The 25187-nt window shown below is 61.1% G+C and carries 26 protein-coding genes, 1 tRNA gene and 1 riboswitch; of the genes, 7 read left to right on the plus strand and 20 right to left on the minus strand.

All coding sequences use genetic code 11. The features are described from left to right. Window positions 1–48: 48 nt before the first annotated feature. From ACOQOY_RS17455 to cbiE, 7 genes are all read right to left on the minus strand, one after another. Complete coding sequence (locus ACOQOY_RS17455; RefSeq protein WP_420586618.1) at window positions 49–504, minus strand: DUF302 domain-containing protein; 456 nt, start codon at window positions 502–504, stop codon at window positions 49–51. 70 nt (window positions 505–574) lie between these two features. Continuing rightward, window positions 575–1318: a precorrin-6A synthase (deacetylating) gene (cobF, locus tag ACOQOY_RS17460; RefSeq protein ID WP_420586619.1), complete on the minus strand. Its 744-nt coding sequence runs from the start codon at window positions 1316–1318 to the stop codon at window positions 575–577. Beyond that, a complete protein-coding gene (gene cobA / locus ACOQOY_RS17465) occupies window positions 1311–2039 on the minus strand; it encodes a uroporphyrinogen-III C-methyltransferase (protein ID WP_420586620.1) in 729 nt (242 codons plus the stop codon). The genes cobF and cobA overlap by 8 nt, the downstream gene beginning before the upstream one ends. Continuing rightward, window positions 2036–3352: a cobyrinate a,c-diamide synthase gene (locus ACOQOY_RS17470; RefSeq protein ID WP_420586621.1), complete on the minus strand. Its 1317-nt coding sequence runs from the start codon at window positions 3350–3352 to the stop codon at window positions 2036–2038. The genes cobA and ACOQOY_RS17470 overlap by 4 nt, the downstream gene beginning before the upstream one ends. Next, a complete protein-coding gene (cobM, locus tag ACOQOY_RS17475; RefSeq protein ID WP_420586622.1) occupies window positions 3345–4139 on the minus strand; it encodes a precorrin-4 C(11)-methyltransferase in 795 nt (264 codons plus the stop codon). Before cobM ends, ACOQOY_RS17470 begins: the two co-directional genes overlap by 8 nt. Continuing rightward, window positions 4136–4504, minus strand: a complete 369-nt coding sequence (locus ACOQOY_RS17480) for a cobalamin biosynthesis protein (protein WP_420586623.1) — start codon at window positions 4502–4504, stop codon at window positions 4136–4138. Before ACOQOY_RS17480 ends, cobM begins: the two co-directional genes overlap by 4 nt. Then, window positions 4501–5700 (minus strand): precorrin-6y C5,15-methyltransferase (decarboxylating) subunit CbiE, encoded by a 1200-nt coding sequence (gene cbiE / locus ACOQOY_RS17485; protein ID WP_420586624.1) that lies wholly within the window; start codon window positions 5698–5700, stop codon window positions 4501–4503. The genes ACOQOY_RS17480 and cbiE overlap by 4 nt, the downstream gene beginning before the upstream one ends. On the opposite strand from cbiE, the gene ACOQOY_RS17490 reads away from it, so the two are divergent. Beyond that, window positions 5699–6448: a cobalt-precorrin-6A reductase gene (locus tag ACOQOY_RS17490; protein ID WP_420586625.1), complete on the plus strand. Its 750-nt coding sequence runs from the start codon at window positions 5699–5701 to the stop codon at window positions 6446–6448. The genes cbiE and ACOQOY_RS17490 overlap by 2 nt on opposite strands. Here the strand turns inward: ACOQOY_RS17490 and cobJ are convergent. The 8 genes from cobJ to ACOQOY_RS17530 form a co-directional block, all read right to left on the minus strand. Beyond that, window positions 6421–7173 carry a precorrin-3B C(17)-methyltransferase gene (gene cobJ / locus ACOQOY_RS17495; protein ID WP_420586626.1) on the minus strand — a complete coding sequence of 251 codons (753 nt, stop codon included), beginning with the start codon at window positions 7171–7173 and terminating at the stop codon, window positions 6421–6423. The genes ACOQOY_RS17490 and cobJ overlap by 28 nt on opposite strands. Further along, window positions 7170–7898: a precorrin-2 C(20)-methyltransferase gene (locus ACOQOY_RS17500; protein WP_420586627.1), complete on the minus strand. Its 729-nt coding sequence runs from the start codon at window positions 7896–7898 to the stop codon at window positions 7170–7172. Before ACOQOY_RS17500 ends, cobJ begins: the two co-directional genes overlap by 4 nt. Next, entirely contained in the window at window positions 7895–8524 is a 630-nt protein-coding gene (locus ACOQOY_RS17505; protein ID WP_420586628.1) for a precorrin-8X methylmutase, read from the minus strand. The genes ACOQOY_RS17500 and ACOQOY_RS17505 overlap by 4 nt, the downstream gene beginning before the upstream one ends. Next, window positions 8524–9651 carry a precorrin-3B synthase gene (gene cobG / locus ACOQOY_RS17510; RefSeq protein ID WP_420586629.1) on the minus strand — a complete coding sequence of 376 codons (1128 nt, stop codon included), beginning with the start codon at window positions 9649–9651 and terminating at the stop codon, window positions 8524–8526. The genes ACOQOY_RS17505 and cobG overlap by 1 nt, the downstream gene beginning before the upstream one ends. Then, a complete protein-coding gene (gene cobN / locus ACOQOY_RS17515; protein ID WP_420586630.1) occupies window positions 9648–12941 on the minus strand; it encodes a cobaltochelatase subunit CobN in 3294 nt (1097 codons plus the stop codon). The genes cobG and cobN overlap by 4 nt, the downstream gene beginning before the upstream one ends. A 3-nt stretch (window positions 12942–12944) precedes the next feature. Beyond that, window positions 12945–14000 (minus strand): cobalamin biosynthesis protein CobW, encoded by a 1056-nt coding sequence (cobW, locus tag ACOQOY_RS17520; RefSeq protein WP_420586631.1) that lies wholly within the window; start codon window positions 13998–14000, stop codon window positions 12945–12947. A gap of 4 nt (window positions 14001–14004) precedes the next feature. Further along, window positions 14005–14379, minus strand: coding sequence for a DUF1636 family protein (locus ACOQOY_RS17525; protein WP_420586632.1), 375 nt, complete (start codon window positions 14377–14379; stop codon window positions 14005–14007). A gap of 92 nt (window positions 14380–14471) precedes the next feature. Continuing rightward, window positions 14472–14682: riboswitch (cobalamin riboswitch) on the minus strand. A gap of 72 nt (window positions 14683–14754) precedes the next feature. Further along, window positions 14755–15639 carry a LysR substrate-binding domain-containing protein gene (locus ACOQOY_RS17530; protein WP_420586633.1) on the minus strand — a complete coding sequence of 295 codons (885 nt, stop codon included), beginning with the start codon at window positions 15637–15639 and terminating at the stop codon, window positions 14755–14757. A 102-nt stretch (window positions 15640–15741) separates the two neighbouring features. Here ACOQOY_RS17530 and ACOQOY_RS17535 point away from each other — a divergent pair, with 102 nt between their 5' ends. After that, the gene (locus ACOQOY_RS17535; protein ID WP_420586634.1) at window positions 15742–16698 is read left to right on the plus strand and encodes an NAD(P)-dependent oxidoreductase; all 957 of its coding nucleotides are present in this window, start codon (window positions 15742–15744) and stop codon (window positions 16696–16698) included. A 43-nt stretch (window positions 16699–16741) separates the two neighbouring features. Here ACOQOY_RS17535 and ACOQOY_RS17540 read toward each other — a convergent pair. Then, window positions 16742–16815, minus strand: a tRNA-Cys gene (locus ACOQOY_RS17540). A gap of 216 nt (window positions 16816–17031) precedes the next feature. Between ACOQOY_RS17540 and ACOQOY_RS17545 the strand changes: the two genes are divergently transcribed. From ACOQOY_RS17545 to ACOQOY_RS17555, 3 genes are all read left to right on the plus strand, one after another. Continuing rightward, complete coding sequence (locus tag ACOQOY_RS17545) at window positions 17032–17685, plus strand: protein-L-isoaspartate O-methyltransferase family protein (protein ID WP_420586635.1); 654 nt, start codon at window positions 17032–17034, stop codon at window positions 17683–17685. Window positions 17686–17781: 96 nt separating this feature from the next. Next, window positions 17782–19200, plus strand: a complete 1419-nt coding sequence (locus ACOQOY_RS17550; protein ID WP_420586636.1) for a TolC family outer membrane protein — start codon at window positions 17782–17784, stop codon at window positions 19198–19200. A 74-nt stretch (window positions 19201–19274) separates the two neighbouring features. Further along, on the plus strand, window positions 19275–20036 hold the full coding sequence (locus ACOQOY_RS17555) for a hypothetical protein (RefSeq protein WP_420586637.1): 762 nt from the start codon (window positions 19275–19277) through the stop codon (window positions 20034–20036). 3 nt (window positions 20037–20039) lie between these two features. Here ACOQOY_RS17555 and ACOQOY_RS17560 read toward each other — a convergent pair whose 3' ends face one another. Further along, window positions 20040–21497, minus strand: coding sequence for a cobyric acid synthase (locus ACOQOY_RS17560; protein ID WP_420586638.1), 1458 nt, complete (start codon window positions 21495–21497; stop codon window positions 20040–20042). 61 nt (window positions 21498–21558) lie between these two features. On the opposite strand from ACOQOY_RS17560, the gene ACOQOY_RS17565 reads away from it, so the two are divergent. Continuing rightward, the gene (locus ACOQOY_RS17565; RefSeq protein WP_420586639.1) at window positions 21559–22128 is read left to right on the plus strand and encodes a cobalamin biosynthesis protein CobQ; all 570 of its coding nucleotides are present in this window, start codon (window positions 21559–21561) and stop codon (window positions 22126–22128) included. A 67-nt stretch (window positions 22129–22195) separates the two neighbouring features. Here the strand turns inward: ACOQOY_RS17565 and ACOQOY_RS17570 are convergent, their stop codons facing one another. Next, window positions 22196–22516 carry a DUF6280 family protein gene (locus ACOQOY_RS17570; protein WP_037310273.1) on the minus strand — a complete coding sequence of 107 codons (321 nt, stop codon included), beginning with the start codon at window positions 22514–22516 and terminating at the stop codon, window positions 22196–22198. Window positions 22517–22734: 218 nt separating this feature from the next. Here ACOQOY_RS17570 and efp point away from each other — a divergent pair, with 218 nt between their 5' ends. Then, entirely contained in the window at window positions 22735–23298 is a 564-nt protein-coding gene (gene efp / locus ACOQOY_RS17575) for an elongation factor P (protein WP_420586640.1), read from the plus strand. 58 nt (window positions 23299–23356) lie between these two features. Here efp and ACOQOY_RS17580 read toward each other — a convergent pair whose 3' ends face one another. After that, on the minus strand, window positions 23357–24301 hold the full coding sequence (locus ACOQOY_RS17580) for an ABC transporter transmembrane domain-containing protein (RefSeq protein ID WP_420586641.1): 945 nt from the start codon (window positions 24299–24301) through the stop codon (window positions 23357–23359). Between the two features lie 105 nt (window positions 24302–24406). Further along, window positions 24407–25144 carry a YgfZ/GcvT domain-containing protein gene (locus ACOQOY_RS17585; protein WP_420586642.1) on the minus strand — a complete coding sequence of 246 codons (738 nt, stop codon included), beginning with the start codon at window positions 25142–25144 and terminating at the stop codon, window positions 24407–24409. Between the last annotated feature and the right edge of the window lie 43 nt (window positions 25145–25187).

Raw genomic sequence — 25187 nt, forward strand, 5'->3', positions numbered from 1 at the left:
AGATTGCGGAGGACGCGCCCGGACGCAAGCAGGTTCACGTCAGTGTGACTATTTGACGGCGGATTCCGCCACTGCCTGAAACTTTGTGTCAAGTTCCGCCGCTATTTCTTGCAGAGTTTCACCGCCTTCCGCCGCATAAGGCGCGAAGACAAAGCTGGGCGTTTTGTAGGACAGGGTGGCCGTGCCGTCGGTGTTTTCTGTGACGTAAAAGCGGATCGGCGCCTCAATCATGGCGTGGACCGAGGTCTCGAGAACCCGAACGGCATAGTCGTTGTTGAACGCCCCGATAACCAGATTTCCGGGAATGGTGATGCCGCGCGCCGCCGCCGCCTTAGTTGGCCCGGCCTGCGTGACCACGATCAGCCCGTTTTCCTTGACCGCAGTCCGGGTGTCCTTGACCAGCGCGTCAAAGCTCTTTCCCGTCGGATATTCCGCCCAACCCTCAGGCGGTTCCGCCCAGACCGGCAGGGCCAGAAGACAGAGAAAACCCAAAAGCGCGCGCATGGTGGTGCCTCGTTTATTGTGAAGGGTCAGTGATGCCAGAAAACCTAGGGCAGCGCACCGACATTTCACGTCAGACCCTGCGCTTCTTCAGCAGGTAAATGTCCATGATCCAGCCATGTGCGGCGCGACATCTGGCCCGGTTGGCCAGAATTTCCTCGGCCACTTCGTTCAGAGGGCCGTGAATCAAAAGCTGCTGCTTCATGCCCACATAAGCGCCCCACCAGATGTCATACTGATCCATCTCAAGGCTCTGGAATGAGCATTCTCCATCCAGCATAACCGCCACTTTTGAGGCATTTACGGGCCAACCCTCATCCCGAATGCGCCGCCCGGTCGTGACCACGTAAGGCGCACCCAGATCATTGATCGGAATTGCATGAGCCGCAGTCAGCGCCTGCAAAGCGGTGATGCCGGGAATTACCTGCGTCTTCGGTTGCGGATTCAACCGGGATGCAATTCGCAGCGAACTGTCATAGAGCGACGGATCCCCCCAGATCAGCAGCGCTACGTGGCGCGCTTCGGGATGGTCCGAGATCGCCTCGTGCCAGCGCAAAGCAATGGCGTCGTGCCATTCATCGACGCCACGCAGATAACCATCGTCAGCCCGGCGTTTTGGAATGTCGAAATAGGCGATTTGCGGCGGTGTGTCGGTGACGGTCGCAATGATCTCCTCCCGCAGCCCGGCCAAATCGGCCTTGTTCTCGCCTTTGCGAGGGATCAGGATCAGGTCCGCGTCCCGGATCGCCTGTGCGCCCTGAAAAGTCACGTGATCCGGGTTGCCGGTTCCAATGCCGATGAGCGTCAGGTCAAACATCTTCAAACTCTGCCAACGGGCCATAGAGGATCAGGGCCGGAGCCGTTCCGATTTCGGTGCTCAGATGTTCGGACAGTGCGCCAATGGTGGAACGGTGCAGCTTTTGATCCGGTGTCGAGACGGACTCGGCCATCATTGCGGGCGTCTTCAGCGGCAAACCGTGTTTGTGGAGGGTTTCAACCAGCAAGGGGAAGGTCCGCTTACCCATGAACACAACGGTCGTCGCATCCGGGTCAGCCAGTGCGGGCAGGTTCAGGTCCTCGGGCAACTTGCCGCTGACGTCGTGGCCGGTGACGAATTGCACCCGCCTTGCGGTCAGACGCCGTGTCAGTGGAATGCCTGCCGCCGCTGCCGCCGCAACCGCAGAGGGGATGCCGGGTATTATTTCGTAGTTGATACCAGCCGCGCGCAGGGCGACGAGTTCTTCCTCGAGCCGCCCGAACATACCGCCATCGCCCGATTTCAGTCGCACCACATGCTGCCCGGTCTGTGCGTAATCCACCAGCAACCGGCTCACGTGGTCCTGCTTGGGCGAAGGCCGCCCCGCGCGTTTTCCAACTCCTACCAGATCGGCATCATCACGCGCATGGCTCAGGATCGGCCCACTGCTGAGGTCATCGAATAGTACCGCATCAGCCTTTTGCAGCCGGTCGACGGCCTTCAGCGTCAACAACTCCGGGTCACCGGGGCCGGAGCCGATGAAGGACACGAAGCCGCTCATGCCGACGCCTCGGCGATCAAGTGAAAGAACGTGCCGGTGACGTTGCCGCGTACTGATCCGGTCTGAGGACCTTCGGCCCCTTCCGCATCAAAAACCCGCGCCAGAGGCGCATCGGGTTGTTCGACAATTGAGGAATAATGGAACTCATGCCCCCGCAGCGCGGTCTCCGCCGCAAAGCCCGGCATCGGCGCCAGCAATTCCGCCCGCCGATAACCCAAGTTGAACTTGCGCTTCTCATACGACGTCACCAGCCCCAGCAAGCCAGCCATCTGGTGCTGAACGCCGTCCTTGTCGACCAACGCCTGACCCAAGGCCATATAACCGCCGCACTCCCCATGCACCGGTTTGGTCTCGGCATGCTTGCGCAACCCGTTTAGGAAGGTCCCTGCGGCGGCCAGAGTCCCCGCATGCAGCTCAGGATACCCGCCCGGCAACCAGACCAGATCAGCATCCGCCGCCGGAGCCTCATCCGCCAGCGGCGAAAACGGCAGAATCTCAGCACCTGCCGCGCGCCAGCCTTCCAGCAAATGCGGGTAGGTGAAGGAAAACGCGGCGTCCCGGGCCAGCGCGATTCGCTGGGCAGGGGGGCGCGGCAGCGCGGCTGACGATGGCCCAATGGGGCCTGAGGAAGCCGCCCGCTTGATCGCCTCCAGATCGACATGCTCACGCAGAAACGCAGCGTAGCCTACGATGGCGCTTTCCAGATCGGGATGCTCGACCGCCTGAATCAATCCCAGATGACGTTCGGGCAAGGTCAGGTCTCCGCGTCGCGGCAGAACGCCCAGAACCGGCAGGCCCGCGCGTTCCATGCCCAGACGCGTCAGCCGCTCGTGCCGGGGACTGGCGCAGCGGTTCAGGATGACGCCGGCAAAGGGTAGGTCGGGGTTATACATCTTGAACCCCAGCGCCGTGGCCGCCGCCGATTGCGCCTGTCCACCGACATCCAGTACCAGCACCACCGGCCAGCCCATCCGCTGCGCGGTTTCTGCGCTGGAGCCATGCCCCAGCTCTCCGGGCTTGGCAACGCCATCAAACAGCCCCATCGACCCTTCGGCCACCACGATATCCGCACCTTCGGCCTGCGCCGAAATCGCGCTGAGCAACGGATCACCCATCGCCCAACTGTCCAGATTGAACGAGGACCGCCCCGCCGCCGCCCGGTGAAAGGCCGGGTCGATATAATCAGGTCCGCTTTTGAACGGCTGCACGGTCAGCCCATCTTCGGCCAGCGCCCGCAACAGGCCCAGCATGACGGTCGTTTTCCCAGTACCCGACGAGGGTGCAGAAACCAAAAGGCCCGGAGGGTTAGTCATCACCGTGGCTCCAGCTTGACCAGGGGCTGTCGGCGCTTTGCGGGCGATACCGGCGGTCGTAATCCTTGGAATACAGGCAGCTTTCGTCGAATCCTTCACCCGCCAGCGCCGGGCCGACCATGATCAGTGCCGTGCGCGCGATGCTCTCGTCCAACGACTCTTTCAGGGTCGCCAATGTCGCACGGATAATCCGCTCATCCGGCCAACTGGCACGGTAGACCACGGCGACCGGGCAATAGGCCCCATAGGCGGGGGTCAGATCGGCGATCACCTTGTCCAGATTGCCGATCGACAGGTGGATGGCCAAAGTCGCCCCTGTGCGCGCGAAATTCTCCAGCGTCTCGCCTTCGGGCATTGACGACGCCCGACCCGGTGTTCGGGTAAGAACCACCGATTGCGCCAATCCGGGCAGGGTCAGTTCGGTCTCCAAGGCCGCCGCCGCGGCGGCAAAGGACGGCACGCCAGGGGTCACGCTGACCGGGATGCCCATCTCTTTCAGGCGACGAATTTGTTCGCCCATCGCCGACCAAACCGACAAGTCACCGGAATGCAGCCGTGCGACATCCTGACCGGCCTGATGCGCGGCCTCGATCTCAGCCATGATCTGATCCAGATCCATTGGTGCGGTGTTGATGACCTTCGCACCCTCGGGGCAATGGCTGAGAATTTCCTCAGGAACCAGCGATCCGGCATAGAGGCACACCGGGCAGGACGCGATAATATCGCGCCCGCGCAGGGTCAACAGGTCGGCGGCGCCCGGTCCGGCGCCGATAAAATGAACGGTCATGTTTGTCCTCCGATGGCGACGGCGCAGGTGGCAAGCCGGTCGTCCGAAATCTGTCTGGGTGAAGCCAGCCGCGCGCCAGACCCGGCGGCGGCAAGGGCGGATGCTTCGGCCACGCTGCCGGTGCCATAAGTGGCGCGGCTGCGGGTCGAGCAGGTTAGGGTACGCTGCCCGGCCAGATCAGCGGGTGCGATGAAATGCAGGGGCAGGGCGGTTGTTTCTGCGAATTCGGTCAGGGCGGCGTGGCCTTCTTTGTCTGCCACAGTAGCCAGAGCGTCCACGGTCTGACCCGCACTGGCCCGGTCAAACGCCGCGCGCAGGCTATCTGCTGTGGCCGACGAGGAAAATCCGAAACCCGCAACGATCATAGGGTGACGCTCCACTGCACGACTGGGTAGGCGGATTTCCAGCCGCGGCGAGGACCAAGTGCCGAAGCGTGCGCCAGTTCGATGCGCAGAAGGTCTCCGCCCAACTCATTGTGCCACTGCGCCAACAGAGCCTCACTTTCCAGCGTCACCGCGTTGGCGACCAGTCGCGTGCCTGTTGGCAGAGCATCGCGCAGCCAAGCCAGCAGGTTGGCGCTGAGTCCGCCGCCGATGAAGACGACGTCGGGAAAGGGAAGACCGCTGAGTGCATCCGGGGCGGTGCCGTGGATGACGTTCAGCCGGTCCTGACCCAGAGCATCGGCGTTGCGCCGGATCCGCTCGGCCCGATCCTCTCGCGGTTCGATAGACGTGGCCGTCAGCGTCGGATCGCACATCAGCCATTCGATACTGATCGAGCCGGTGCCGCCGCCAATATCCCATAAATGGTCGCCCCTTTGCGGTGCCAAGGCGGACAGGGTCAGCGCCCGCACTGGGCGTTTGGTGATCTGACCATCGGTTTCAAAAATCTCGTCCGGCTTGCCCGAGGCCTTATGAAAGGCGCTGCCCGCACCAGCAACCTCAAGCCCGACGCAAACCGGGTGGTCGAACCCGCCCAGCAGCGCTTCGGTCAGGGACACGCTGCGCGACCGTTCGCGGGGGCCGCCGAGCGCCTCCATCACATGCAGGCGGGTGTCGGCAAAGCCGGTCTCGGTCAGATAGGTCGCCAGTTCCGCCACCGCCGCGCCATTGCGTAGCAACAGGATGGCGTGCAAACCGACGGCCAGATGTGGCCGCAGCCGCGTCAGCGGGGCCGCGTGCAGGCCGAAGGTCAGCGTGCTTTCGAGCGGCCAGCCCAACCGTGCGGCGGCCAGAGAAAAGGTCGACTGACCGGGCAGGGCGGCCCATTCACCGGCCTCGAAATTGCGCGCAATCACGGAACCCGCGCCGAACCAGAACGGATCGCCCGAGGCCAGAACAACAGTTGGCCGACCGCGGAACCCGGTCAGGATCGGCAAGCCGTCAGCGAAGGGTACCGGCCACTCCACCCGCTGCGCGCTGGTCTCGGGGACCAGCGACAGGTGGCGTGGCGGGCCCATTATAATTTCGGCGCGTTCCAGCACTTGACGGCTTGCGGGGGGCAGGCCATCCAGTCCATCTTCGCCCAAGCCCAGAACGGTCAGCCACGGAGCCTCAGACATGACACATCTCCTGATCCTTGGCGGTACGACCGAGGCCAATGCGTTGGCCAAAACCGTGGCCGAGCAAGGTATCTCGGCGACCTATTCTTACGCTGGCCGTGTGGACAAACCGCGCCCGCAGCCTTTGCCGGTGCGTGTTGGCGGCTTTGGCGGAGCGGAAGCTTTGGCGCGGTTTCTGCGTGATCACGCAGTTACCCATGTGGTCGATGCCACACATCCCTTTGCCGCGCAGATGAGCCGCAATGCTGTTGCCGCTAGTCGCGAAGCGGGCGTGCCATTGGCAGCGCTGACCCGCCCGCAATGGGAGGCGCAGCAGGGCGACCACTGGCAGCATGTTGCAGATGTCGAGGGCGCGGTGGCGGCCTTGTCCGGTCCGGCGCAGCGCGTTTTTTTGGCCGTTGGCCGGATGCACCTTGAGGACTTCGCGGCTCAACCCCAACACCACTACCTTTTGCGATTGGTGGACGAACCCGATGCTCTGCCCTTGCCAAATTGCGATGTGGTTGTTGCACGTGGGCCGTTTACCGAGGCGGACGACCGGGCGCTGATGCAGCGTCACGGTACCGAGCTGGTTGTGTCCAAGAACGCAGGCGGCACCGGAGCACGCGCCAAGCTGGACGCCGCGCGGGCGCTGGGCGTGCCGGTGCTGATGATCGACCGTCCGGCCCTGCCGCAGCGGACCGAATTGTCGAATGTCGCACAGGTTCTGGACTGGCTGGCTCATTCCGGCGTGAACCTCGGAGTGTAAACGATCGGGGTGCTGTCCCGTTCTATCACACGTGTCAGCGAGGACCCCACGATAACCACCGTCTGCATGTCGGCCATATCCGGCGTCGCCTCGGCCAGCGTTGAAATCCGGATCGCCTCATCCGCGCGCGACACTGCACGGGCGAACAGGACCAGGCGCTCGGGTTCGCATTCCTCACGCAGGATTTCCAGAGTTTTTACAAAACTTTCCGGGCGGGATTTCGAGCGCGGATTGTAGAACGCCATCGCAAAATCCCCTTGCGCCGCCAGACGCAGGCGCTTTTCGATCAGGGACCATGGTTTGAGATTGTCGCTGAGGTTGATGGCGCAGAAATCATGCCCCAGCGGCGCGCCTGCTCGAGCGGATGCCGCAAGCATCGCGGTGATACCGGGCAGAACGTCGATGGGTATATCGCGCCATTCGGAAGGGCCGTTTTCCAGCGCTTCAAACACCGCTGCCGCCATGGCAAAAACGCCCGGATCACCCGAGGACACCACGACCACACGTTTCCCCTCAGCCGCCATTTGGAGCGCGTGCTGAGACCGGTCGATCTCAACCCGGTTGTCGCTGGCGTGAAGCGTCAGGCCGGGGCGTTCCGCCACGCGCGCGACGTAGGGGATGTAGCCCACGATATCCGTCGCCTCGGCCAGTGCGGCAGAGACTTCGGGAGTCACAAGGTCTTCGTTGCCCGGCCCAAGGCCTGCGATCTTGACCCAACCGCTCATGGGCGTCGCCCCTGACCATGCACGATGATGATCGAGAAATAGGGGGTCACTTTCTCGCAGGCCTCGGACAGTTTTGTCACCGTCTGGTTGGGCATCTGTGCGAACTCAACGATCCACGCACGGTCATAAAGACCAGCCGTTTTCAGCGCCCGTTTCACTTTGTCGATATTGCGTCCGATTTTCATCACCACCAGCGCGTCCGTCTGCGCCATGCGCTGCGCCAGATCATCCTCAGGCAAGGTGCCGACCAGCACGGTCAGCACGTCATCGCCCCATGTGATCGGGTCGCCGGTGGCGGTCCATGCGCCGGACATCCCGGTTATGGCAGGCACGACTTCGACATTAGCCTCTTCACGTAACCGGCTGTAAAGGTGCATGAAAGAGCCGTAGAAGAACGGGTCGCCTTCGCACAGAACCACCACATCCTCGCCCTGATCCGACAGGGTTTTCAGATGTGCCGCGCAGTCTTCATAAAATGCAGACAGAAGTTCATTGTAACGCGGATCGGTCAGCGGAATTTCCGTCGTAACGGGGTATTCCATCGGGAATTCAACCGCATCGCCGGGGATCATCCCGTTGACGATCTTGCGCGCCTGGCCGCTGCGGCCCGGTTTGCGGAAAAAGGCCACATGACGCGCATTGCGCAGCAGGCGGTCGGCCCGAACACTCATCAGGTCGGGGTCGCCAGGGCCGAGGCCCACGCCATATATCTTGCCCGCGCTCATTCGGCGCGGCTCGCGATAGCGTTGACAGCGGCGACGGTGATGGCGCTGCCGCCCAGACGGCCTTTGACGATGCAGGCCGGCACAGGTTGCGCTTCCCACAGGGCATCCTTGGACTCGACCGCGCCGACAAAGCCCACAGGGCAGCCAATGATGGCGGCAGGGCGCGGGCAGGCGGGGTCTTCCAGCATGTTCAATAAGTGGAACAGTGCGGTTGGCGCGTTGCCGATCGCAACCAGCGCGCCTTCCAGATGAGGCCGCCACAGCTCCAGCGCGGCGGCGGAGCGGGTGTTGCTCATTTCGGCGGCCAGAGGGCGTACGCGCTCGTCATGCAGAGTGCAGATAACCTCATTGTCAGCGGGCAGGCGGAACCGGGTCACACCTTCGCTGACCATGCGCGCATCGCACAGGATCGGCGCTCCGTTTTCCAATGCCGTGCGCGCGGCAGATACAAACCCGTCCGAGAAATGCACGAACTCTTCCAGCCCCACCATGCCAGCAGCGTGGATCATGCGGACGGCGACCTGTTCCTCATCGGCGTTGAACCGGTCCAAATTGGCCTCGGACCGAATAGTGGCAAAGCTTTCCTTATAGATCGCCGCACCGTCGGTTTCGTATGTGTAGGGCATCAGGTGAAGTCCATATTCATCAGTGTTTCTTCGGTCAGGCCGTGCTGGCAGGGCTCATCCCCTGCACGGCCTCGTTTGACAAGATCAAATCGCCCGGCATTGCCGATCAAAGTGACATCCGCGGGTCCCATGCGGGCGCACCCTTTGCCGCATCCCGAGACATGCAGGCTGCCGGTGACGCGCGGAGCCAGAGCGCGGGCAATTTGGCGGGTTTCAACCTGCGCCTGCGGGCAGAACGGCGCGCCGGGGCAGGCGTCAGTGGTCATCAGCGGGTCGGTGCCGTCGGTGACAAAGGCCGGAGCGGGTATCGCCGCCCCGCCTTCCAGCAGGAACAGTCGCCAAGGGGTGACGCGCAGGGCAGATGCGCCGGTGTCTTTGATCAGGTTTGCAAGACCTTTCGCAGGCAACTGTCCAAAGGCCGCGCCGTAAAGCGCACCCAACGCGCACGGCCTGGGTTGCAGCGCGTCACCCGCAGCATCCGGGGCACTGCCTTGCCACTCGGGTGGCAGGGTTTTTTCGGCTACAACTCGCGCCATTCGGCGCGCTTCTGCGGTTTGGTTTTTCGCGAACCAGCCCGCCAGCGTAACTAACTGATTGATGGCTTCGCCTTCGGTCACAACTCGCCCGGTCTCGCATCCATCTGCGCGCAGGGTCAGTCCATCCACACCGGTTTCCAGCCGGATATCGGCAGAATCCTCTACCAACAGCCGGGTTGGCCCTGTGTCGATAGCAAAACCGAATTTTGCAGGCAGAGCAGGGAGTTCCCCAAGCCGGTCGGTCAGTTCTTGCGCCAGTCGTGCAGTCCGATCTCCTGGTTCATACAACGGTGAGACCAGAATATTGCGCCGCACTTCGATCCCCGGTTCGGCGTCCAGTAGGTCCAGCGCGGCAAGTTCCGCAAGTAATTGCTGATGGTCAACTTCGCGAATGCCGCGCAGTTGCAGGTTGGCCCGGTTGGTCAGGTCGATGGTGCCGTTGCCAAACCGCTCGGCCAAGGCGCACAGTCCCAAAGCCTGTGCCTTGTCGAGGCGCGCCAGCCGGGGTCGCACCCGCACCACCAGCCCGTCGCCGGACATCATCGGACGATGCGCGCCGGGGCACCAGCCTTGGACGACAGGGGCGCTCACCCCAGCCCCTCCAGATCGGCGCGGATCGAGTTCCGGCGGGTGTTCCAAAGCCCGGCTTCCAGCAAAGCGCGGAACCGGTCCTGCATGGCCTGATGCGCCTTGGGGTTGGCCTCTTGCAGGAAGGCCTCGACTTCGGCGTCGCCCAAAGTGGCATCGTGGTAGAGGTCAAACAGATGTGGTGCGACCGTGCCGGACAGATGCGCGAAAGAGGCCATGTGATCCAGCGTTGCCGCGATCTCGGCAGCGCCTCGAAACCCATGCCGCTGCATCCCGGCGATCCAGCCGGGATTGGCAGCGCGCGCATGGACGACGCGGCTGATTTCCTCGGGCAATGTCCGTGCGCGCGGGTTTTCGGGGTTGGTATTGTCCAAATGATAAAGTTGCGCGGTGCCGCCGGTGATCTTCTTGGCCGCGGCAAAACCGGCCTCATGCGTGGCGTAGTCATTGGCCAGCAACAGGTCGGTTTCGGTCAGGTCTTGCAAATGAACAAAGCTGTCGGCATTGGCGACACGCTGGGTGATCCCGTCCTTGTCCTGCGCGATATGCTCGCCTTCTAACGCGAAAGAGCTGGCCTCCAGCCACGCTTTACCCGCCTGTGCGCGGGCTTCATCGGTGTAGACCTCGGACAGTTGGGTCATGTTGACGCCGTAGCTGCCGGGGGCAGGGCCAAAGACGCGGGCCGAGGGGGCCTGACCGGCATAGGGGTTCCAGTCGGTCGCCTCATCTCTTGCAGACAGTGCTCGAACCGCCTGACCATAGAGTGCGGACAGCGTCGGGAACACATCGCGGAACAGGCCCGAGACCCGCAGAGTCACATCCAGACGCGGGCGGCTAAGGTCGGTGATCGGCAGAACCTCGATGCCCGAGACCCGCTCAGACCCCTTGTCCCAGATCGGTTTGACGCCCAGCAGGTGCAGCGCCATGGCGAACTCTTCCCCGGCGGTGCGCATCGTGGCCGAGCCCCAGAGGTCAACGATCAGACCCTTGGGGTAATCGCCTTCCTCTTGCAGATGCCGACGCACCAGCTCCTCGGCCAGCTTCACGCCCTGCGTATAGGCTGCACGGGTCGGCACCGAACGGGGGTCGGTGGTATAAAGGTTCCGCCCGGTCGGTAGTACGTCAGAGCGGCCACGATAAGGCGAGCCAGAGGGGCCGGCCTCGATCCGCTTCCCGGCCAGCGCGTCGATCAGAGCGCTGCGCTCGGCATGGGCCGAGGGCGCAGGATCGAAATTGCCTGTAACTTCGGGCGCGCGGCCAAAGATGTGCAGCCCGTCGCCGAACTGGCTTTCCTTAATGTCGCAGACAAAACGGTCGATGCGGGTGATCGCCTCGGCGGTGCAGGTGGCTTGGTCGAGGCCCAGATCGTTTTCCAAACCAATGGCCTGCGCCTCGTCGCGTATATCCTCTTGCAGCCGGTCGCGGCGCTTGGGGTCCAGCCCGTCGGCGTTCGAGAACTCGTCGAGCAGTGATTCCAGCCGCACCATCCGATCCGGCGTACCGCTCTCTTTCATCGGCGGCGGGATATGGCCCAACGTGACGGCTCCGATCCGGCGCTTGGCTTGTGCGGCCTCGCCGGGGTCGTTAACGATGAAGGGGTAGATCACGGGCAAGTCGCGGATCAGCGCTTCGGGCCAGCACTCGGCGGAGAGAGCGACGGACTTGCCGGGTAGCCATTCCAGCGTGCCATGCGCGCCGATATGGATCAGCGCGTCCGCACCGAGGCCCTTTCGCAGCCAGAGGTAAAAGGCGACATAGCTGTGGCGCGGCGTGCGCGACAGGTCGTGATAGTCGTCATCCCGCAGCTCGGGGGTGCCGCGTTCCGGTTGCAATGCGACCAGAGCCTTACCCCGGCGCAGCGCGGTGAAATGAAAGGCCCCATCTGAGAAGGTCGGGTCGTCTTCGGGTTTGCCCCAGACGGTTTGCAGGTCACTGCGAAGTGTTTCGGGCAATTCGTTCAGCGCGGTTTTGTATTCGTCCAATGACCACGAAATGCGTGCATCCAACAGTGTCTCTGCAATTGGTTCTGCGGGCGCTGTATCGTATCCTTCACCTTGCAGGTCCGACAGCATTGCCTCGGCCGAGGCAAGGGCATCCAGACCCACTGCATGGGCCATTTGCCAGTCTTTACCGGGATAGGTCGACAAGACCAGCGCCGGAATTTGGTCTGCCTTCGGCTTGTCGTGCAGGGCCAACCAGCCGTTAACGCGGTCGATGATCGCTTCGATCCGTTCAGGCTCGGCCCGATGGGCAAAGCGGGAGTATTCCAGATGCGGATCGCGCTTGCCGGGTTCTTTGAACGAGGCAATGCCCGCCGAAATCCGCCCGTCCACCTCGGGCAGCACCACATGCATGGCAAGGTCGGCAGGGGACAGACCGCGTTCCGCCTCGGCCCACGCTTTGCGGCGTGAGGTGGCCAGCGCCACCTGAAACACCGGCACGTTGGCGGCGTCCAACGGGGAGGTGCCTGACGCGCCTTTGCCAGAGAACGAGGTGGCGTTGATGATCGCAGATGGGGCCAGTGCCACAACGTTCTCACTCAGCCATTTGGCAGCGACTGGGGCTTTGAGGGAGGGGGCGAAAAGGCCCACCGCCTCAAACCCTCGGGCACGCAGGCTGCGGATCAGGGCCGCGACCGGGGCTGTGTCGGCAGACGTCAGATAGGCGCGGTAGAAAGTGACCAGAATGCGCTTTGCGTCGCCCGTGAACGCGGTATCCGCAGGGATCACACCCCGATCCGGGCACCATGCGCCGCAGTCTGGGATGGTTTTTGCTCCCATCACCGGCCCGGCATAAAGACCCGCTGCGAGCGCCATTTGTGCCAAAGCTGCCTGTGCCGCAACCTCGCCGCCGGTGTCACACAGATGCGCCAGACGCCGCAGTGTCGAGACGGGCAGGGTGGAATACTCGTCCAGCCGCGTATCCTCGCGCCCATCGGCGGGTAGGACGGCAAGTGCAATGCCTTTGGCCTGCGCCAGCGAAAGAACCTGCTGCAAGCCGTAGGACCAGTAAGGGACGCCACCGATCAGACGGATCAGAATGCCTTTCGCGCCCTCCAGCGTCTGCTCGACATAGGTGTCGACGGACAGTGGATGTTTGAGCGCCGTCAGGTTGGCCAGTCGCAATGTCGGCATCCGACCTTCGGGACCGCCACCACGATGCCAGCCCGCCGCGAAAGCGCCAAGGTCACTGTCCGAGAAAGACAGCACCACCAGATCCGCCGGGCTCTGGCCCAGATCGGTTGGGGTCTCGGTCTCTTCGAGCCCGTGGCTTTCGCGGAAGACGACGTGCATGGGTTACTCGGCGGCCTCGGTCACACCTGCGAGGATCTCGCGGATCTCGGCCTCTTTGATGTCGTCGTGCTCGGCAATGACCACCAGTCGCGAGCGGCGCTCTTCACCGGGTTCCCACGGGCGGTCGTATTGGTGACGCACGCGGGCGCCAACGGCTTGAACCAGCAGGCGCATCGGCTTGCCTTGAACGGCGGCATAGCCTTTGACGCGGAGGATGTTCAGTTCGGTCGCAAGACGTTCGATCTTGGCAACCAGATCGGCGGGGTCGATCTGTTCCGGCAGCTCAACGATGATGCTCTCGAAATCGTCATGCTCGTGATCGTGGTGGCCGTCGTGGTGCGACGGACGCGCGTCCATGTCATCCTCGGCCGCGGCCTCAAGGCCCAGCACGACGCGCACGTCCACGACACCTTCGGCAACCTCGACTACGGGCAGGGGGCGAGGGGCTTCGGCGGCGATGACCTCTTTCGCCTTGGCGATGCCTTCGGGACCAGCCAGATCGGGCTTGGTTAGCAGGATGATATCGGCGCAGGAAATCTGATCTTCGAACACCTCGGACAGTGGTGTTTCGTGATCAATTGAGTCATCGGCCAGACGCTGTGCATCTACGGCCTCGACATTCGGCGCAAAACGACCGGCGGCCACGGCCTCGGCATCGGCCAAAGCGATCACACCGTCCACAGTAATCTTCGAACGAATATCCGGCCAGTCGAACGCCTTCAGCAGCGGTTTCGGCAGCGCCAGGCCCGAGGTTTCTATCAGAATATGTTCGGGGCGCGGTTCCAGCGCCATCAGAGCCTCGATGGTCGGGATGAAATCATCGGCCACGGTGCAGCAAATGCAGCCATTGGCCAGTTCCATGATGTTTTCAGTCGGGCAATCCGGGATGGCGCACGATTTCAGGATATCGCCATCAACGCCCACATCGCCGAATTCGTTAACCACAACGGCCAAACGTTTGCCCTGCGGGTTCTGCATCAGATGCTTGACCAGCGTGGTCTTGCCCGAGCCCAGAAAGCCGGTGATCACAGTGACGGGGAGTTTTTCAAGGTTCGACATGATCTCAGGCTCCAATCGGGGGAATGCGCGAGGCGCAGTTTTTGCGGAAGTGTTCGGGGCGCTCGCGCCATTTGACCAAGCCATCTTCGGTGGCCAGATATTTGGTCGCGCCGTCGACAATAACGTCGACATGATCAACCTCGTTCAGGTTCTCGTAGACAAAGGTCCAACGATCCGGGCCGCCGCGCAGCACGATGGAGCAGCCCTGATCGCAGTTCGACAGACATTCGACGGCTTTCAGGGTGATGCCCTTGGGCAATTCCGCCTGTTCCAACGCTTTGTGTAACAAGGTACCCGGCCGTTGCGCGTCATCCTCAATGGGCAAGCCACGGCGGCAAGTGGTGCAGACCAGCAGCTCGACGGGTGCGGTCTCGGTCATGTCTCTCATCCCCCCAAATCCTCTTTTCGGGGGACGGGGTTTCATGCGGGCCACGTCTGCACATGGACCCGACACCGGAACACCCCGTCCGGTTTGTTGTTTCGGGCGCTGGCAGGTCTCCCGGCTTGCGGATGTCAGAGCGTTTGCCCTGTCGGATGTCCCGCCTTCCCGGCCTTGCAGGCCAGTGGCTTTGGGCACCCTCTCCGGTCACGGTCGCGGGGGCGGCTGCGTTTGGCGGAAGATCCGTTGACGCATTCCCTTTTCATCCATCGCGTGATGGACACCAACGCAAGGGACATGCGGCACGGGCAGGGGGCTTGTCAAGCACGAGACGCAAGGCGAAATCGTTCAGGTCAGAAAAGCGACCAGCCCAAGTCAAACAACGGCATCCGACGCCAGCCGTTCCTTTAGCCAAGCGCAAAACAGCCCCGCAGCAGCGGTTGGGTGATCGGCCCCCTGAGCGCTGATCAGGTAATGCGATTGCGCAAAGGGAATCGCAGGGCCTGCGATTTCAATCGGCGCGCCTTGTTGGATCGCGTTTTTGGCAAAGCGTTCGAGGATCGTCACATAACCAGCGCCCGCCATCACAAGCTGTAGCGCGGCTACCGAGGTGTCGACCGAATGGCAGGGCGGCTTATCCGGAGGCGCCATGTCGTTGGCTAGAAAATATCGCGCCCAGTTGTCCTCGTACCCAAGGATGTGAATAAGCGCGCCTGTTGTCATGCTGTTCAGGTTCGCAGAGCCGTAACCGGCGCGGCAAACCGGAACCAGCTTTTCGTCGGTCAACTTTTCGGACCTCACTCCGGGCCAGTCGCCATACCCCAGCCGGATTTCCACATCCACATCACCGGGGGCGACACTGTCGTTCCAAATATGCGAGATCAGTCGCACCGGGATATCCGGGTGTTGAGCTGAAAAGTCAGGCAGTTCCGCTGCGATCCAATAAGTTGCGGTCGAAATCGCCGCTCGGATCGTCAGGGTCTGGCGCGATGCGGGGCCGAACAGGCTGTTGGTGGACAGAGCGATATCGGCCAATGCACGCCGCACGGTCAGGGAATATGACTGCCCAAGTTCGGTCAGTTCCAACCGTCGGGCGTTCCGCGTGAATAGCCTTTCCCCCAAATCGGCCTCAAGCGAGCGGATATGCAGCGAGACCGCCGTCTGAGTCAGGCCAAGCTCGCGCGCAGCCGTGGTGAAATTCAGATGCCGCGCGGCCGACTCAAAGCTGCGCAACCACGAGGGGTTTGGAAGGCGGTCCATTTATCACCAAAATTTTTTGACTATAACGATCCATATTATTCATTTTCGTTTCCGCTGGGCAACACAGATACTCAGGCAAAATGCGACCGTCAGGAGGAAGATATGAAAGTCGGATTTATCGGTTTGGGGAATGTCGGCGGCAAACTCTCGGGCTCGCTGTTGCGAAACGGCATTGACCTAACGGTTCATGATCTGAACCCCGATCTGGTGGCTGACTTCGTGGCGCAAGGGGCCACAGCCGCGGATAGCCCGGTACAAATGATGCGGGATTGCGATGCGGTCATCACCTGTTTGCCATCGCCCGCAGCCTCGGACGCGGTGATGCAAGAGATGCTGCCCGAGGTCGGACCGGGCAAAATCTGGATGGAAATGTCGACCACTGACGAAGCCGAAGTCAAACGCCTTGGCGCTATGGTAATCGAGCGTGGGGGTGCGGCTGTCGACTGCCCGGTCTCTGGCGGGTGCCATCGGGCAGCGACAGGTAACATCTCGATCTTCGCGGGCTGTGATCGTGAGACGTTCGACCGGATTTTGCCATTTCTCACCACGATGGGGCGACGCGTGCTGCACACAGGGGAATTGGGAACGGCGTCGGTATTGAAGGTGATGACGAATTATCTGGCCACGGCCAACCTGATTACCTGTGCCGAAGCGCTGGTGACGGCCAAGGCGGCGGGTATGGATCTGAACACGACCTATGAGGCGATCAAGATTTCCTCGGGCACGTCATTTGTCCATGAGACCGAGAGCCAGGTCATACTGAACGGATCACGCGACATTTCCTTTACGATGGATCTGGTGAAGAAGGATATTGGCCTGTTTCAGGACGTCGCCGACCGCGCCGGTGTCCCGCTTGAGATCAATCCGGTTATGATTGGCATCTTCGAAGACGGCATCGCGCGCTATGGTGACCGAGAGTTGTCTCCTAATATTATCAAGCGTTTGGAAGACGCGACCGGGCTGGACATCACCGCCCCCGGCTTCCCGCCCGAGATGCTGGACGATGAGCCGGAAGAACCGGGCTATGAGGTCATCCCACAAGGACGTGAGGCCGAATGACGCGATATTGGAGCGTCAGGCAAATGCGTCGTGATTTGAAGAGTGGAGGCGAGTACCGGAATCGAACCGGTGTACACGGATTTGCAATCCGCTGCGTCACCACTCCGCCAACTCGCCTTTTCAAGTAAAATCAAATACTTGCCGTGGTGTGGCAGGCGTTTTAGCACCTTTCGTCTGGGGCGTCCAGTGGGTTGGACGCAAAAATCTGACGCTCATCGTTGTCTGCCTGAGCAACTTGCTGCGATCAGGCAAAACTTTCGGTGTCAGGCCGTTGCCGGTTTCGTCAGGATGTGGCACAAGCCGGTCATCCTTGGCACTAACATGAGCGATCCAATGACTGATTTCGCAACCCGGCGCCGCACCATGGTTGATACGCAGGTCCGGCCCTCAGACGTCACGAAATTCCCAATCATTGACGCAATGCTGACCGTGAAGCGTGAGAATTTCGTGCCGAATGCACAGCGCGAAGCGGCCTATGCCGAAGGGATAATAGATCTGGGCAACGGGCGCTGCATGCTTGAGCCGCGGACGCTGGCCAAGATGCTGGATGCGCTGAACATCTCGAATGATGAGGTGGTTTTGGATATCGCCCCCGCGCTGGGATATTCCACTGCTGTTGCGGCCCGTATGGCGCAGTTGGTTGTAGCGGTTGAAGAGGACGAAGATCTGGCCACCGAGGCGCAGACGACTCTGTCCGAAGCTGATGCCGACAACGCAATCGTGCATGTCGGTCCGCTGGCAGACGGCGCCAACGAGCATGGCCCCTATGATGTCATCATGATTCAGGGTGGGGTTGAGCAGGTGCCACAGGCTTTGACCGACCAGCTCAAGGATCACGGGCGCATCGCCTGTCTGTTCGTTGAAGGTGAGCTTGGGACCGTTCGCATTGGCCATAAGTCCGGCGACCGCGTGACGTGGCGTCATGCCTTTAACGCCAACGCCCCGGTTTTACAGGCATTTTGCGCCGAGTGTGCATTTTCGCTATAGTTCTCAGGCATATTATTCAGTTGCCTTGATTAGTTGAACATATCCGCGCAAACTACGCTCAGGGCAGCGTAATTTTGATTTGAGAAGGATTTCGTTATGCGTGCATCTTCGGGGCGGGGGATTATGAAGGCGTTGGCACTGACGGCGGGAATCGCCCTGAGTGCCGTGCCGGGACGTGCGGTGTGGGCGGATAACCTGACCGATGCGTTCATCGGGGCCTACAATACAAGCGGCCTGCTGGAGCAGAACAGGGCGTTGCTGCGTGCGGCGGACGAAGACGTCGCCATCGCGCTGTCAGCGCTGCGTCCGATCATCAACTGGACGGCTTCGGTCAGTCAGGATTACACCCGCTCATCAACCAGTCTGGGTGTCACCAGAAACGAACCAACCAACTTTTTCACTGGCCTCACTCTGAGCCAATTGATCTACGATGGCGGATTCTCGGTGCTGGGCAAGCAATCGGCGCAGGAAACGGTGTTGGCCACGCGGCAGACGCTGCTGGATGTCGAGCAAGCGGTGCTATTCCGGGCCGCAAACGCCTATCTGGACGTGCTCTTGCAGGAAGAGGCGGTTCAGATTCGGCAGAACAACGTCGATGTGTCCGCCGAAGAATTGCGTGCCTCACAGGACCGGTTTGAAGTGGGCGAAGTAACGCGAACGGACGTTGCACTGTCCGAGGCGCAATTGGCCAGCTCGCAAGCCGATCTCGCGGTAGAGCGTGGATTCCTGTCGCAGGCGCAGGCCGAATATGTGAACGCGGTCGGGAACGCGCCGGGCCGGACAGCGGGCCAGCCAAGCCTGCCCAACCTGCCGCGCTCTGAATCCGAGGCTGTCAGCCTTGCTCAGCGAAACCATCCGGCGATTCAGTCTGCGCAGCATCAGGTGCGTGCGCTTGATCTGGTCGTTCAGCAGCAGCGCGCGAATCTGGGGCCGAATGTCGGCCTGAGCGCCGATGCCGGAATCACCGAAAGCTACGACAACAGCGACAGTCTTGAGGATGCAGGCATCGCTCTGACCTTCAATCAGCCGATTTATGCCGGTGGTCGACTGGCGGCGAGCGTTCGTCGGGCAATGGCCACACGGGACGCCTCGCGTGCCAATCTGCTGAACGTGCAAAAGGATATCACCCAGGGCGTGGTGGATGCTTATGCGGGATTCCAGGCGGCATCGGCCAGCCTTCGGGCTTCGACCGAGCGGGTCCGGGCGTCACAGGTTGCGTTCGACGGTATCCGTGAGGAAGCGACCCTTGGTGCCCGTACAACGCTGGATGTTTTGAATGCTCAGCAGGACTTGCTGGACGCGCAGTTGGCCGAAGTTGGTTCGCGCGTTGAACGGTCTCGCGCGGCGTATCAGCTTTTGCAGGCGCAGGGTTTGCTGACAGCCGAACGTCTGGGGCTGGCGGTGCAGATCTATGATCCGACCCTCTATTACAACCTGGTCAAGAAAGCACCGGCACAGGTCAGCCGGCAGAGCAGGGATCTGGATCGCGTCCTCAAAGCGTTGCGCCGCGACTAAGGGCCAATACTACCTGTTGTGAGGTTCGCTTTGTTTGGCTACACTCTGTCTCAAGGATAGAGCGGTAGAGAACAATGACGGATAAAGTCGTAAATGCGGGTATCGAGGACGTGTTGTCCTCGATCAAACGTCTGGTTAGCGAAGAGGATCGGAAAATCCCGAGCCTGCTGTCGACGACAATGTCTCGAAAACCGGGTCGATTGGTTCTGACCGATGCGCTGCGCGTCGGCGAGTCTCAGCCGCCCGAAGCACAGCCTGCACCAACTGACGAGGCTCATGCCTATCAGGCAGAGGATTCGGTCAAACCGATGCTTCTGCGCGCCTGTGATATCGTCGACCATTCAGAACCGGCTGCGGAACAGATGGCCGCGCCGGAACGTGAAAAGACCCCAATCAAAAGTCTGAGCGCCAAGATCGAAGCGCTGGAGGCTGCCATTGCCCGGACCGAAGACCAGTGGGAGCCCGATGGCGATAGCGACGATGCCTATGCCGGTACGCCGAATGCGACGCTGGCTTGGGCGGGTGAGGAAGAATTCGATCTGGTCGATGTCAAAGGCGACACTGAGATCGAGGATGAAGCTGCCCCTGTTGCCACTTTTGTAAGAGGGCAACGCCCGTCAGAGCAGGAAACACCCAAGACTGCGCCCACCAGCGAACCGGCTGTAGCGACACGACCGCAGACGACGTCCATGGATGAAGAGGCGTTGCGCACGCTGATCGCTCAGGTCGTCCGCGAAGAACTTCAGGGCGTTTTGGGTGAACGGATCACCCGCAATGTCCGCAAGCTGGTTCGGCGTGAAATCTACAAGGCGTTGGCCGAGCAGAAGGTGGAATAAGCCTTACGCCCGCTTCGGCGTTGCAGCCATCTCAAGTAGCAAGTCCAAATCCATGTGCTGTTCCAGATGATCGGCCAGCGCGTCCAGCGTGTCTTCGACCCCATCCTCGTAGGCTAGATCGGACACAGCCCCCAACTGCACCAGGTAATCGGCGCGGAAGGCGTCTGATGTGAAGATGCCGTGCAGGTAGCTGCCGCGAATACGACCGGTCTTGTCTGTTGCGCCTTCGGGCCGGTTTTCGATCTCAAGCCACGCGCGGTCGCAATCGGGGCCTTCGGTTCGGCCCATGTGAATCTCATATCCCTCAACGGGCAGGTTTGCAGGCACCGTACGCGCGGTACGAAGCGTGACCTGCTTTTTCCCCGCCATGATGGTGGTGACGTCCAGCAGACCCAACCCTTCTACCTTGCCCGGACGGCCATCGACGCCATCGGGATCGTCTATGATTTTGCCCAGCATCTGATAGCCGCCGCACAGGCCCAGAACATGACCACCCCGGCGCACGTGCGCGTACAGGTCAATGTCCCATCCTTGCGCCCGGAAATAAGCCAGATCGCCAATGGTGGACTTGCTGCCGGGCAGCAGCACCAGATCGGCGTCGCCGGGCAGGGGACGTCCGGCGGGTACGATCTCGACGCTGACGCCGGGTTCGGCTGACAGAGGATCGAGATCGTCGAAATTGGCCATCCGTTCCAATTGCGGTACGACCACCTTGCAGGCGCCTCCGCTGTGCGACCGGATGTCCATCATATCCTCGGCTGGCAGCTTCCACGCGTCGTGGAACCACGGTACGACGCCCAGACAAGGCCAGCCAGTGCGCGTGGCAATGTCATCGCGACCTTCGTCAAACAAGGACACGTCACCCTTGAACCGATTCACCGCAAAGCCGCGGATCATGGCGAGATCGCTCGCGTCCAGAACCGCCTGCGTCCCCACGATCTGCGCGATCACGCCGCCCCGGTGGATATCTCCGACCAAAACCACAGCCACCCCAGCGGCACAGGCAAAGCCCATATTGGCGATGTCGCCCTTGCGCAGATTGGTTTCGGCCGGGCTGCCTGCGCCTTCGATCAGTACCAGATCGGCATCAGCGCAGAGTCGGTCGAAACTCTCTAGCGCGGCCCCCAGCAGCTTGGATTTGTCCTTGCGGTAGTCGCCCGCTTTCATAGTGCTTGCGCGCTGACCCTGCACAATAATCTGCGCACCGGTGTCGGTCTCGGGCTTCAGCAGGATCGGGTTCATATCTGTGTGAGTAGGGCGCTGGGCTGCACGGGCTTGCAAAGCCTGCGCGCGCCCGATCTCTCCGCCATTTTCGGTGACGGCTGCGTTGTTCGACATGTTCTGCGGTTTGAACGGAGCCACCCTCAGCCCACGCCGTGTATAGGCACGCGCCAACCCGGCCACCAAAACCGATTTTCCGACATTGCTGCCGGTGCCCTGAATCATGATGGCGCGAACCATGGTCGTCTCCTATACGTTGAGGTGCAGATGACCTGATTTGAGGCCAAAGGAAAAGCCCCGGATGAACACGCCCGCGCATCTTTTGATCGGCGCTGCCGCATTCGCGCGGCCTGCAAAGGGTGCGACCCTCTGGGCCGCGGTGCTCGGGTCCTTGCTGCCCGATCTGTCGCTGTATGTTATGGCAGGGGTGTCGCTGTACGTTCTGAACATCCCGCCTCAGGTGGTATTTGACGAACTTTATTTCTCAAACGCATGGCAGACAGTCTTTGCCATCGACAATTCGTTTTTCCTGTGGGGGCTGGCGCTGGTACTCGGGCTCTGGCGCGGGTGGCGGTTTCTGATCGTTGCTGCGTCCGCTGGCCTTCTTCATCTGGCGATGGATTTCCTGCTGCACGCAGGGGACGGGCGGCCGCAATTCTGGCCGCTGAGCGATTGGGTCTTTCACAGCCCTGTCAGCTATTGGGATAGAACGCATCACGCACTTTGGGTCATGCCGGTTTCGGTCACATTGTGCGTGGGGTCTTATGCGGTGCTGTGGGCCCGAGGACTATCGGTTTCGGCAAAACTGTTTTTCGCTTTGCTTTTAGCCGCTGAGCTTTGGGTCGCGCGCCAATGGTTGTTGTTCTTTTAAACGGCCCAAAAGAAAAGCGCGCCCCGGACTGCGGGAGCGCGCTTTTTCATTCGGAAGTCGCCTTGGTTTAGGCGGCTTCGGCTTGCTGAGCGGCGTTGCGACGCTCGCTTTCTTCACGCGACAGCGCGACCGAGGTGCGCACGCCACGACCAACGAACTCCATCAGTCCGCTGACAACCCGTTCGTTCGGGTCAATACCCGCACAAGACAGCACTTCGCGGCCATCGCGCGAGCGCGCCCAGCGGGCGATTTGTTCGGGGCCATTGCCGTATTTCTTGTCATCGGCGATAGCGTCATCCAGTGCAGCCAACACAACGGCCGCGAAAAGTTTGCGTGCACGATTGCCTTGTTCATTGTTAAAGGCAGTGCCGTCAACGAAATCTCTCATCTCGTCTTCCTTGTTGTTCTTGCTCTTGCATTTTCGGCGTGAGGGTCCTTATGACCTATTAGGTGTGATTCGGATACAGCTAATATGCATAGTTGCGTTGCGTCATTTGCATAGCTTGCTGCACGTGCAGCACTAAGTCTCGTTGTCTTGTCAGGTGTGGTCCCGCCAGATATAGGGACGGGAACTGACGCATCAACCGTTTGTGAAGGATTTATGTCATGCCCAAGATAAATGGGAACGAAATTCGCCCCGGCAATGTGCTTGAGCATAACGATGGGCTGTGGGCCGCTGTTAAAGTGGATCACGTAAAGCCCGGTAAAGGCGGTGCTTTTGCACAGGTCGAACTGCGCAACCTGCGCAACGGGTCTAAACTGAACGAACGGTTCCGTTCGGCGGACAAGGTCGAGCGCGTGCGCCTTGAGCAGAAGGATCAGCAGTTCCTGTACGAATCCGACGGCATGCTGGTGTTCATGGATTCCGAAACGTATGAGCAGATCGAACTGCCCTCGGATCTGCTGGGTGAACGCCGCCCGTTTCTGCAAGACGGCATGACCATCGTGGTCGAATTCTATGAATCTGAGGCGCTGAACGCGACGCTGCCACAGAAAGTAACCTGCAAGATCGTCGAGACCGAGCCGGTGGTCAAAGGTCAGACCGCTGCGAACTCGTTCAAACCGGCGATTCTGGACAATGGCGTCAAAGTCATGGTGCCGCCTTTCATCGGTCAGGACGAGATGATCGTGGTGAATACCGAGACCATGGATTATTCCGAGCGCGCGTAATCTAGCGTATTTACGGAACGAATGAAGACCGCGACGGCATTGGGCCGCGCGGTCTTTTTTAGTTCCGGGCTTGGAGGTTTCGATACCGTTCCGGGTTAGGACCAAATAATTCCAGCATCAGTTCGTATTTGATGCGGTTGGCGCTGACCTGACGGTAGAATGCGATCAGAAACGCGGTCGGTCCCTGAATGCGGCCAAGGCCGCTGACGGCGGCCACCACGGTGCCGACATCGGTGCGGCCCTCCAGAACCAACCACCCACCCAGCATCAGGACTCCGACGGTGCCTGCACCGTTGATGACGCTCAGCAGAAATTTGGCCGAGAGTTTCCACAGGAACATACGGCGGCGGGTCTCAAAAATCTCATCGAATTGAGCGTCAATGTCCCGCGTGACCGCGTTGATCTCTTCAACCGTCAGCTTGTCGGTGGCGTTGCGCAGGATACGGACACGCTCGGCCACGAAGACATTCACTTTGCGCTGCGACACCAGCACGATGATGATCTGCGGCACGATCATTGAAAAGGCGATCAGGCCCAGCCCGGGTTGCGTAGAAGAGATATAGCCGATCACGCTGATCAACGTACCGATTTGCACGACAGGATCGGAAAAGGCCCCACCCGCGAATTTGCCCAATTCTTCGGCCTCGGCCGAAATGGCGGTGGTCATGGTCCCCTTGCGTACCGTTTCGCCCGTGTCGCGCAGATCACCAGCGCGCACCAGCAGACGCTGGCGGATCAGGCGGATGATGTCCTCTCCCAATGTGCCGGCGCGATAGCCCAGCAGCCATTTCAGCGCGAGGCTCAGCAGGATGACCGCCATCATGCCCGCGCCCAGTGAAAGCAGTTGATCGGTGCTGGTGTCACCTGCGGTCAGATGGTTGACGATGTCACGCTGGAACTCCAGCGGCACCGCGGCAAGGGCCGCGATGGCGATAGACAGGACAATAAGGACAACCTGCCGCCCGGCGCTGGCGCGCCAGATCGCGCGGTATAGTTTGAACATATGCGCATCCGCTCAGTGACCCGTGGCCACTGTGACAGCCCGGCAGGCGTGGTTCAAACCATGCCGTCTTAGGCCCGGCGGCAGCCGTGCCGGATCGGCAACATATCAGCTTTCGACCGTCACAGAGGCGTCCCCGGCCTGCATTTGTCCGGTTGCGCGATCAAAACGCAGATAGGCGATGCCGTGCCCGTTCGAGTGCGTGAATAGCGTGCCGGCCTGTTTGCCGCCCGAGGTTATCTCGGTCCCGACCGGGGCAGAGCCATCGACCCGTACACGACGCAGGCCTTTGCGCAGCTCGGTCTTGTGTTTCATGCGGGCGGTGACTTCCTGCCCGACATAACAGCCTTTTTTGAAATCGACGCCATTCAGAACCTCGAACCCGGATTCGAGGATGTAGCTGTCAGGTGTCAGTTCGATGCCGGTTTCGGGGATGCAATGCTGCACGCGGATGGCGTCCCAATCAGTGCCATCGTCTCCGTCGGGGTCCGTCGAATAAGCCCGCCAGCCCATGTCCGGGTGGCGAGGGTCGGGTAGGGCGCCTTCGGGTGGGGTGCCGGTGCCGCGTTGCAGGTTCAACCCACTGTCCTCAATCGCCACATCGGCGCGCAGTTTGTACATGCTCAACCGTTTGACAAAGCCGTCTGCAATGTCGTCGGCGACATCAAGAAGCACCGTCTCGCCATCGCGTTTCAGAAAGAAATCGGCCAGATACTTTCCCTGAGGTGTCAGCAGGGCAGCATAGACCAGCCCACTCTCCAACCCCGATATATCGTTTGTCACCAGCCCCTGAAGAAAGCTGTCAGTGTCTGAGCCGCTCAGGCGCAGAATACGGCGATTGGGCATGGAGTGGTCCTCGTCTTTTCCCTTGGCCCCGTGATATAGGAGA

Source organism: Ruegeria sp. (assembly GCF_965221235.1).
Taxonomy (GTDB): Bacteria; Pseudomonadota; Alphaproteobacteria; order Rhodobacterales; family Rhodobacteraceae; genus Ruegeria.

What these genes read in the sequence shown, in the direction of transcription:
- ACOQOY_RS17570 (WP_037310273.1), bottom strand. Translation starts at nt 22,516, where the DNA reads ATGAGAGATTTCGTTGACGGCACTGCCTTTAACAATGAACAAGGCAAT.
- cobM (WP_420586622.1), bottom strand. Translation starts at nt 4,139, where the DNA reads ATGACCGTTCATTTTATCGGCGCCGGACCGGGCGCCGCCGACCTGTTG.
- cobN (WP_420586630.1), bottom strand. Translation starts at nt 12,941, where the DNA reads ATGCACGTCGTCTTCCGCGAAAGCCACGGGCTCGAAGAGACCGAGACC.
- ACOQOY_RS17530 (WP_420586633.1), bottom strand. Translation starts at nt 15,639, where the DNA reads ATGGACCGCCTTCCAAACCCCTCGTGGTTGCGCAGCTTTGAGTCGGCC.
- ACOQOY_RS17545 (WP_420586635.1), top strand. Translation starts at nt 17,032, where the DNA reads ATGACTGATTTCGCAACCCGGCGCCGCACCATGGTTGATACGCAGGTC.
- ACOQOY_RS17525 (WP_420586632.1), bottom strand. Translation starts at nt 14,379, where the DNA reads ATGACCGAGACCGCACCCGTCGAGCTGCTGGTCTGCACCACTTGCCGC.
- ACOQOY_RS17535 (WP_420586634.1), top strand. Translation starts at nt 15,742, where the DNA reads ATGAAAGTCGGATTTATCGGTTTGGGGAATGTCGGCGGCAAACTCTCG.
- ACOQOY_RS17490 (WP_420586625.1), top strand. Translation starts at nt 5,699, where the DNA reads ATGACACATCTCCTGATCCTTGGCGGTACGACCGAGGCCAATGCGTTG.
- cbiE (WP_420586624.1), bottom strand. Translation starts at nt 5,700, where the DNA reads ATGTCTGAGGCTCCGTGGCTGACCGTTCTGGGCTTGGGCGAAGATGGA.
- ACOQOY_RS17500 (WP_420586627.1), bottom strand. Translation starts at nt 7,898, where the DNA reads ATGAGCGCGGGCAAGATATATGGCGTGGGCCTCGGCCCTGGCGACCCC.
- ACOQOY_RS17560 (WP_420586638.1), bottom strand. Translation starts at nt 21,497, where the DNA reads ATGGTTCGCGCCATCATGATTCAGGGCACCGGCAGCAATGTCGGAAAA.
- cobW (WP_420586631.1), bottom strand. Translation starts at nt 14,000, where the DNA reads ATGTCGAACCTTGAAAAACTCCCCGTCACTGTGATCACCGGCTTTCTG.
- efp (WP_420586640.1), top strand. Translation starts at nt 22,735, where the DNA reads ATGCCCAAGATAAATGGGAACGAAATTCGCCCCGGCAATGTGCTTGAG.
- ACOQOY_RS17505 (WP_420586628.1), bottom strand. Translation starts at nt 8,524, where the DNA reads ATGCCCTACACATACGAAACCGACGGTGCGGCGATCTATAAGGAAAGC.
- ACOQOY_RS17550 (WP_420586636.1), top strand. Translation starts at nt 17,782, where the DNA reads ATGCGTGCATCTTCGGGGCGGGGGATTATGAAGGCGTTGGCACTGACG.
- ACOQOY_RS17455 (WP_420586618.1), bottom strand. Translation starts at nt 504, where the DNA reads ATGCGCGCGCTTTTGGGTTTTCTCTGTCTTCTGGCCCTGCCGGTCTGG.
- ACOQOY_RS17585 (WP_420586642.1), bottom strand. Translation starts at nt 25,144, where the DNA reads ATGCCCAATCGCCGTATTCTGCGCCTGAGCGGCTCAGACACTGACAGC.
- ACOQOY_RS17580 (WP_420586641.1), bottom strand. Translation starts at nt 24,301, where the DNA reads ATGTTCAAACTATACCGCGCGATCTGGCGCGCCAGCGCCGGGCGGCAG.
- ACOQOY_RS17555 (WP_420586637.1), top strand. Translation starts at nt 19,275, where the DNA reads ATGACGGATAAAGTCGTAAATGCGGGTATCGAGGACGTGTTGTCCTCG.
- cobA (WP_420586620.1), bottom strand. Translation starts at nt 2,039, where the DNA reads ATGAGCGGCTTCGTGTCCTTCATCGGCTCCGGCCCCGGTGACCCGGAG.
- cobF (WP_420586619.1), bottom strand. Translation starts at nt 1,318, where the DNA reads ATGTTTGACCTGACGCTCATCGGCATTGGAACCGGCAACCCGGATCAC.
- cobJ (WP_420586626.1), bottom strand. Translation starts at nt 7,173, where the DNA reads ATGAGCGGTTGGGTCAAGATCGCAGGCCTTGGGCCGGGCAACGAAGAC.
- ACOQOY_RS17480 (WP_420586623.1), bottom strand. Translation starts at nt 4,504, where the DNA reads ATGATCGTTGCGGGTTTCGGATTTTCCTCGTCGGCCACAGCAGATAGC.
- ACOQOY_RS17565 (WP_420586639.1), top strand. Translation starts at nt 21,559, where the DNA reads ATGAACACGCCCGCGCATCTTTTGATCGGCGCTGCCGCATTCGCGCGG.
- ACOQOY_RS17470 (WP_420586621.1), bottom strand. Translation starts at nt 3,352, where the DNA reads ATGACTAACCCTCCGGGCCTTTTGGTTTCTGCACCCTCGTCGGGTACT.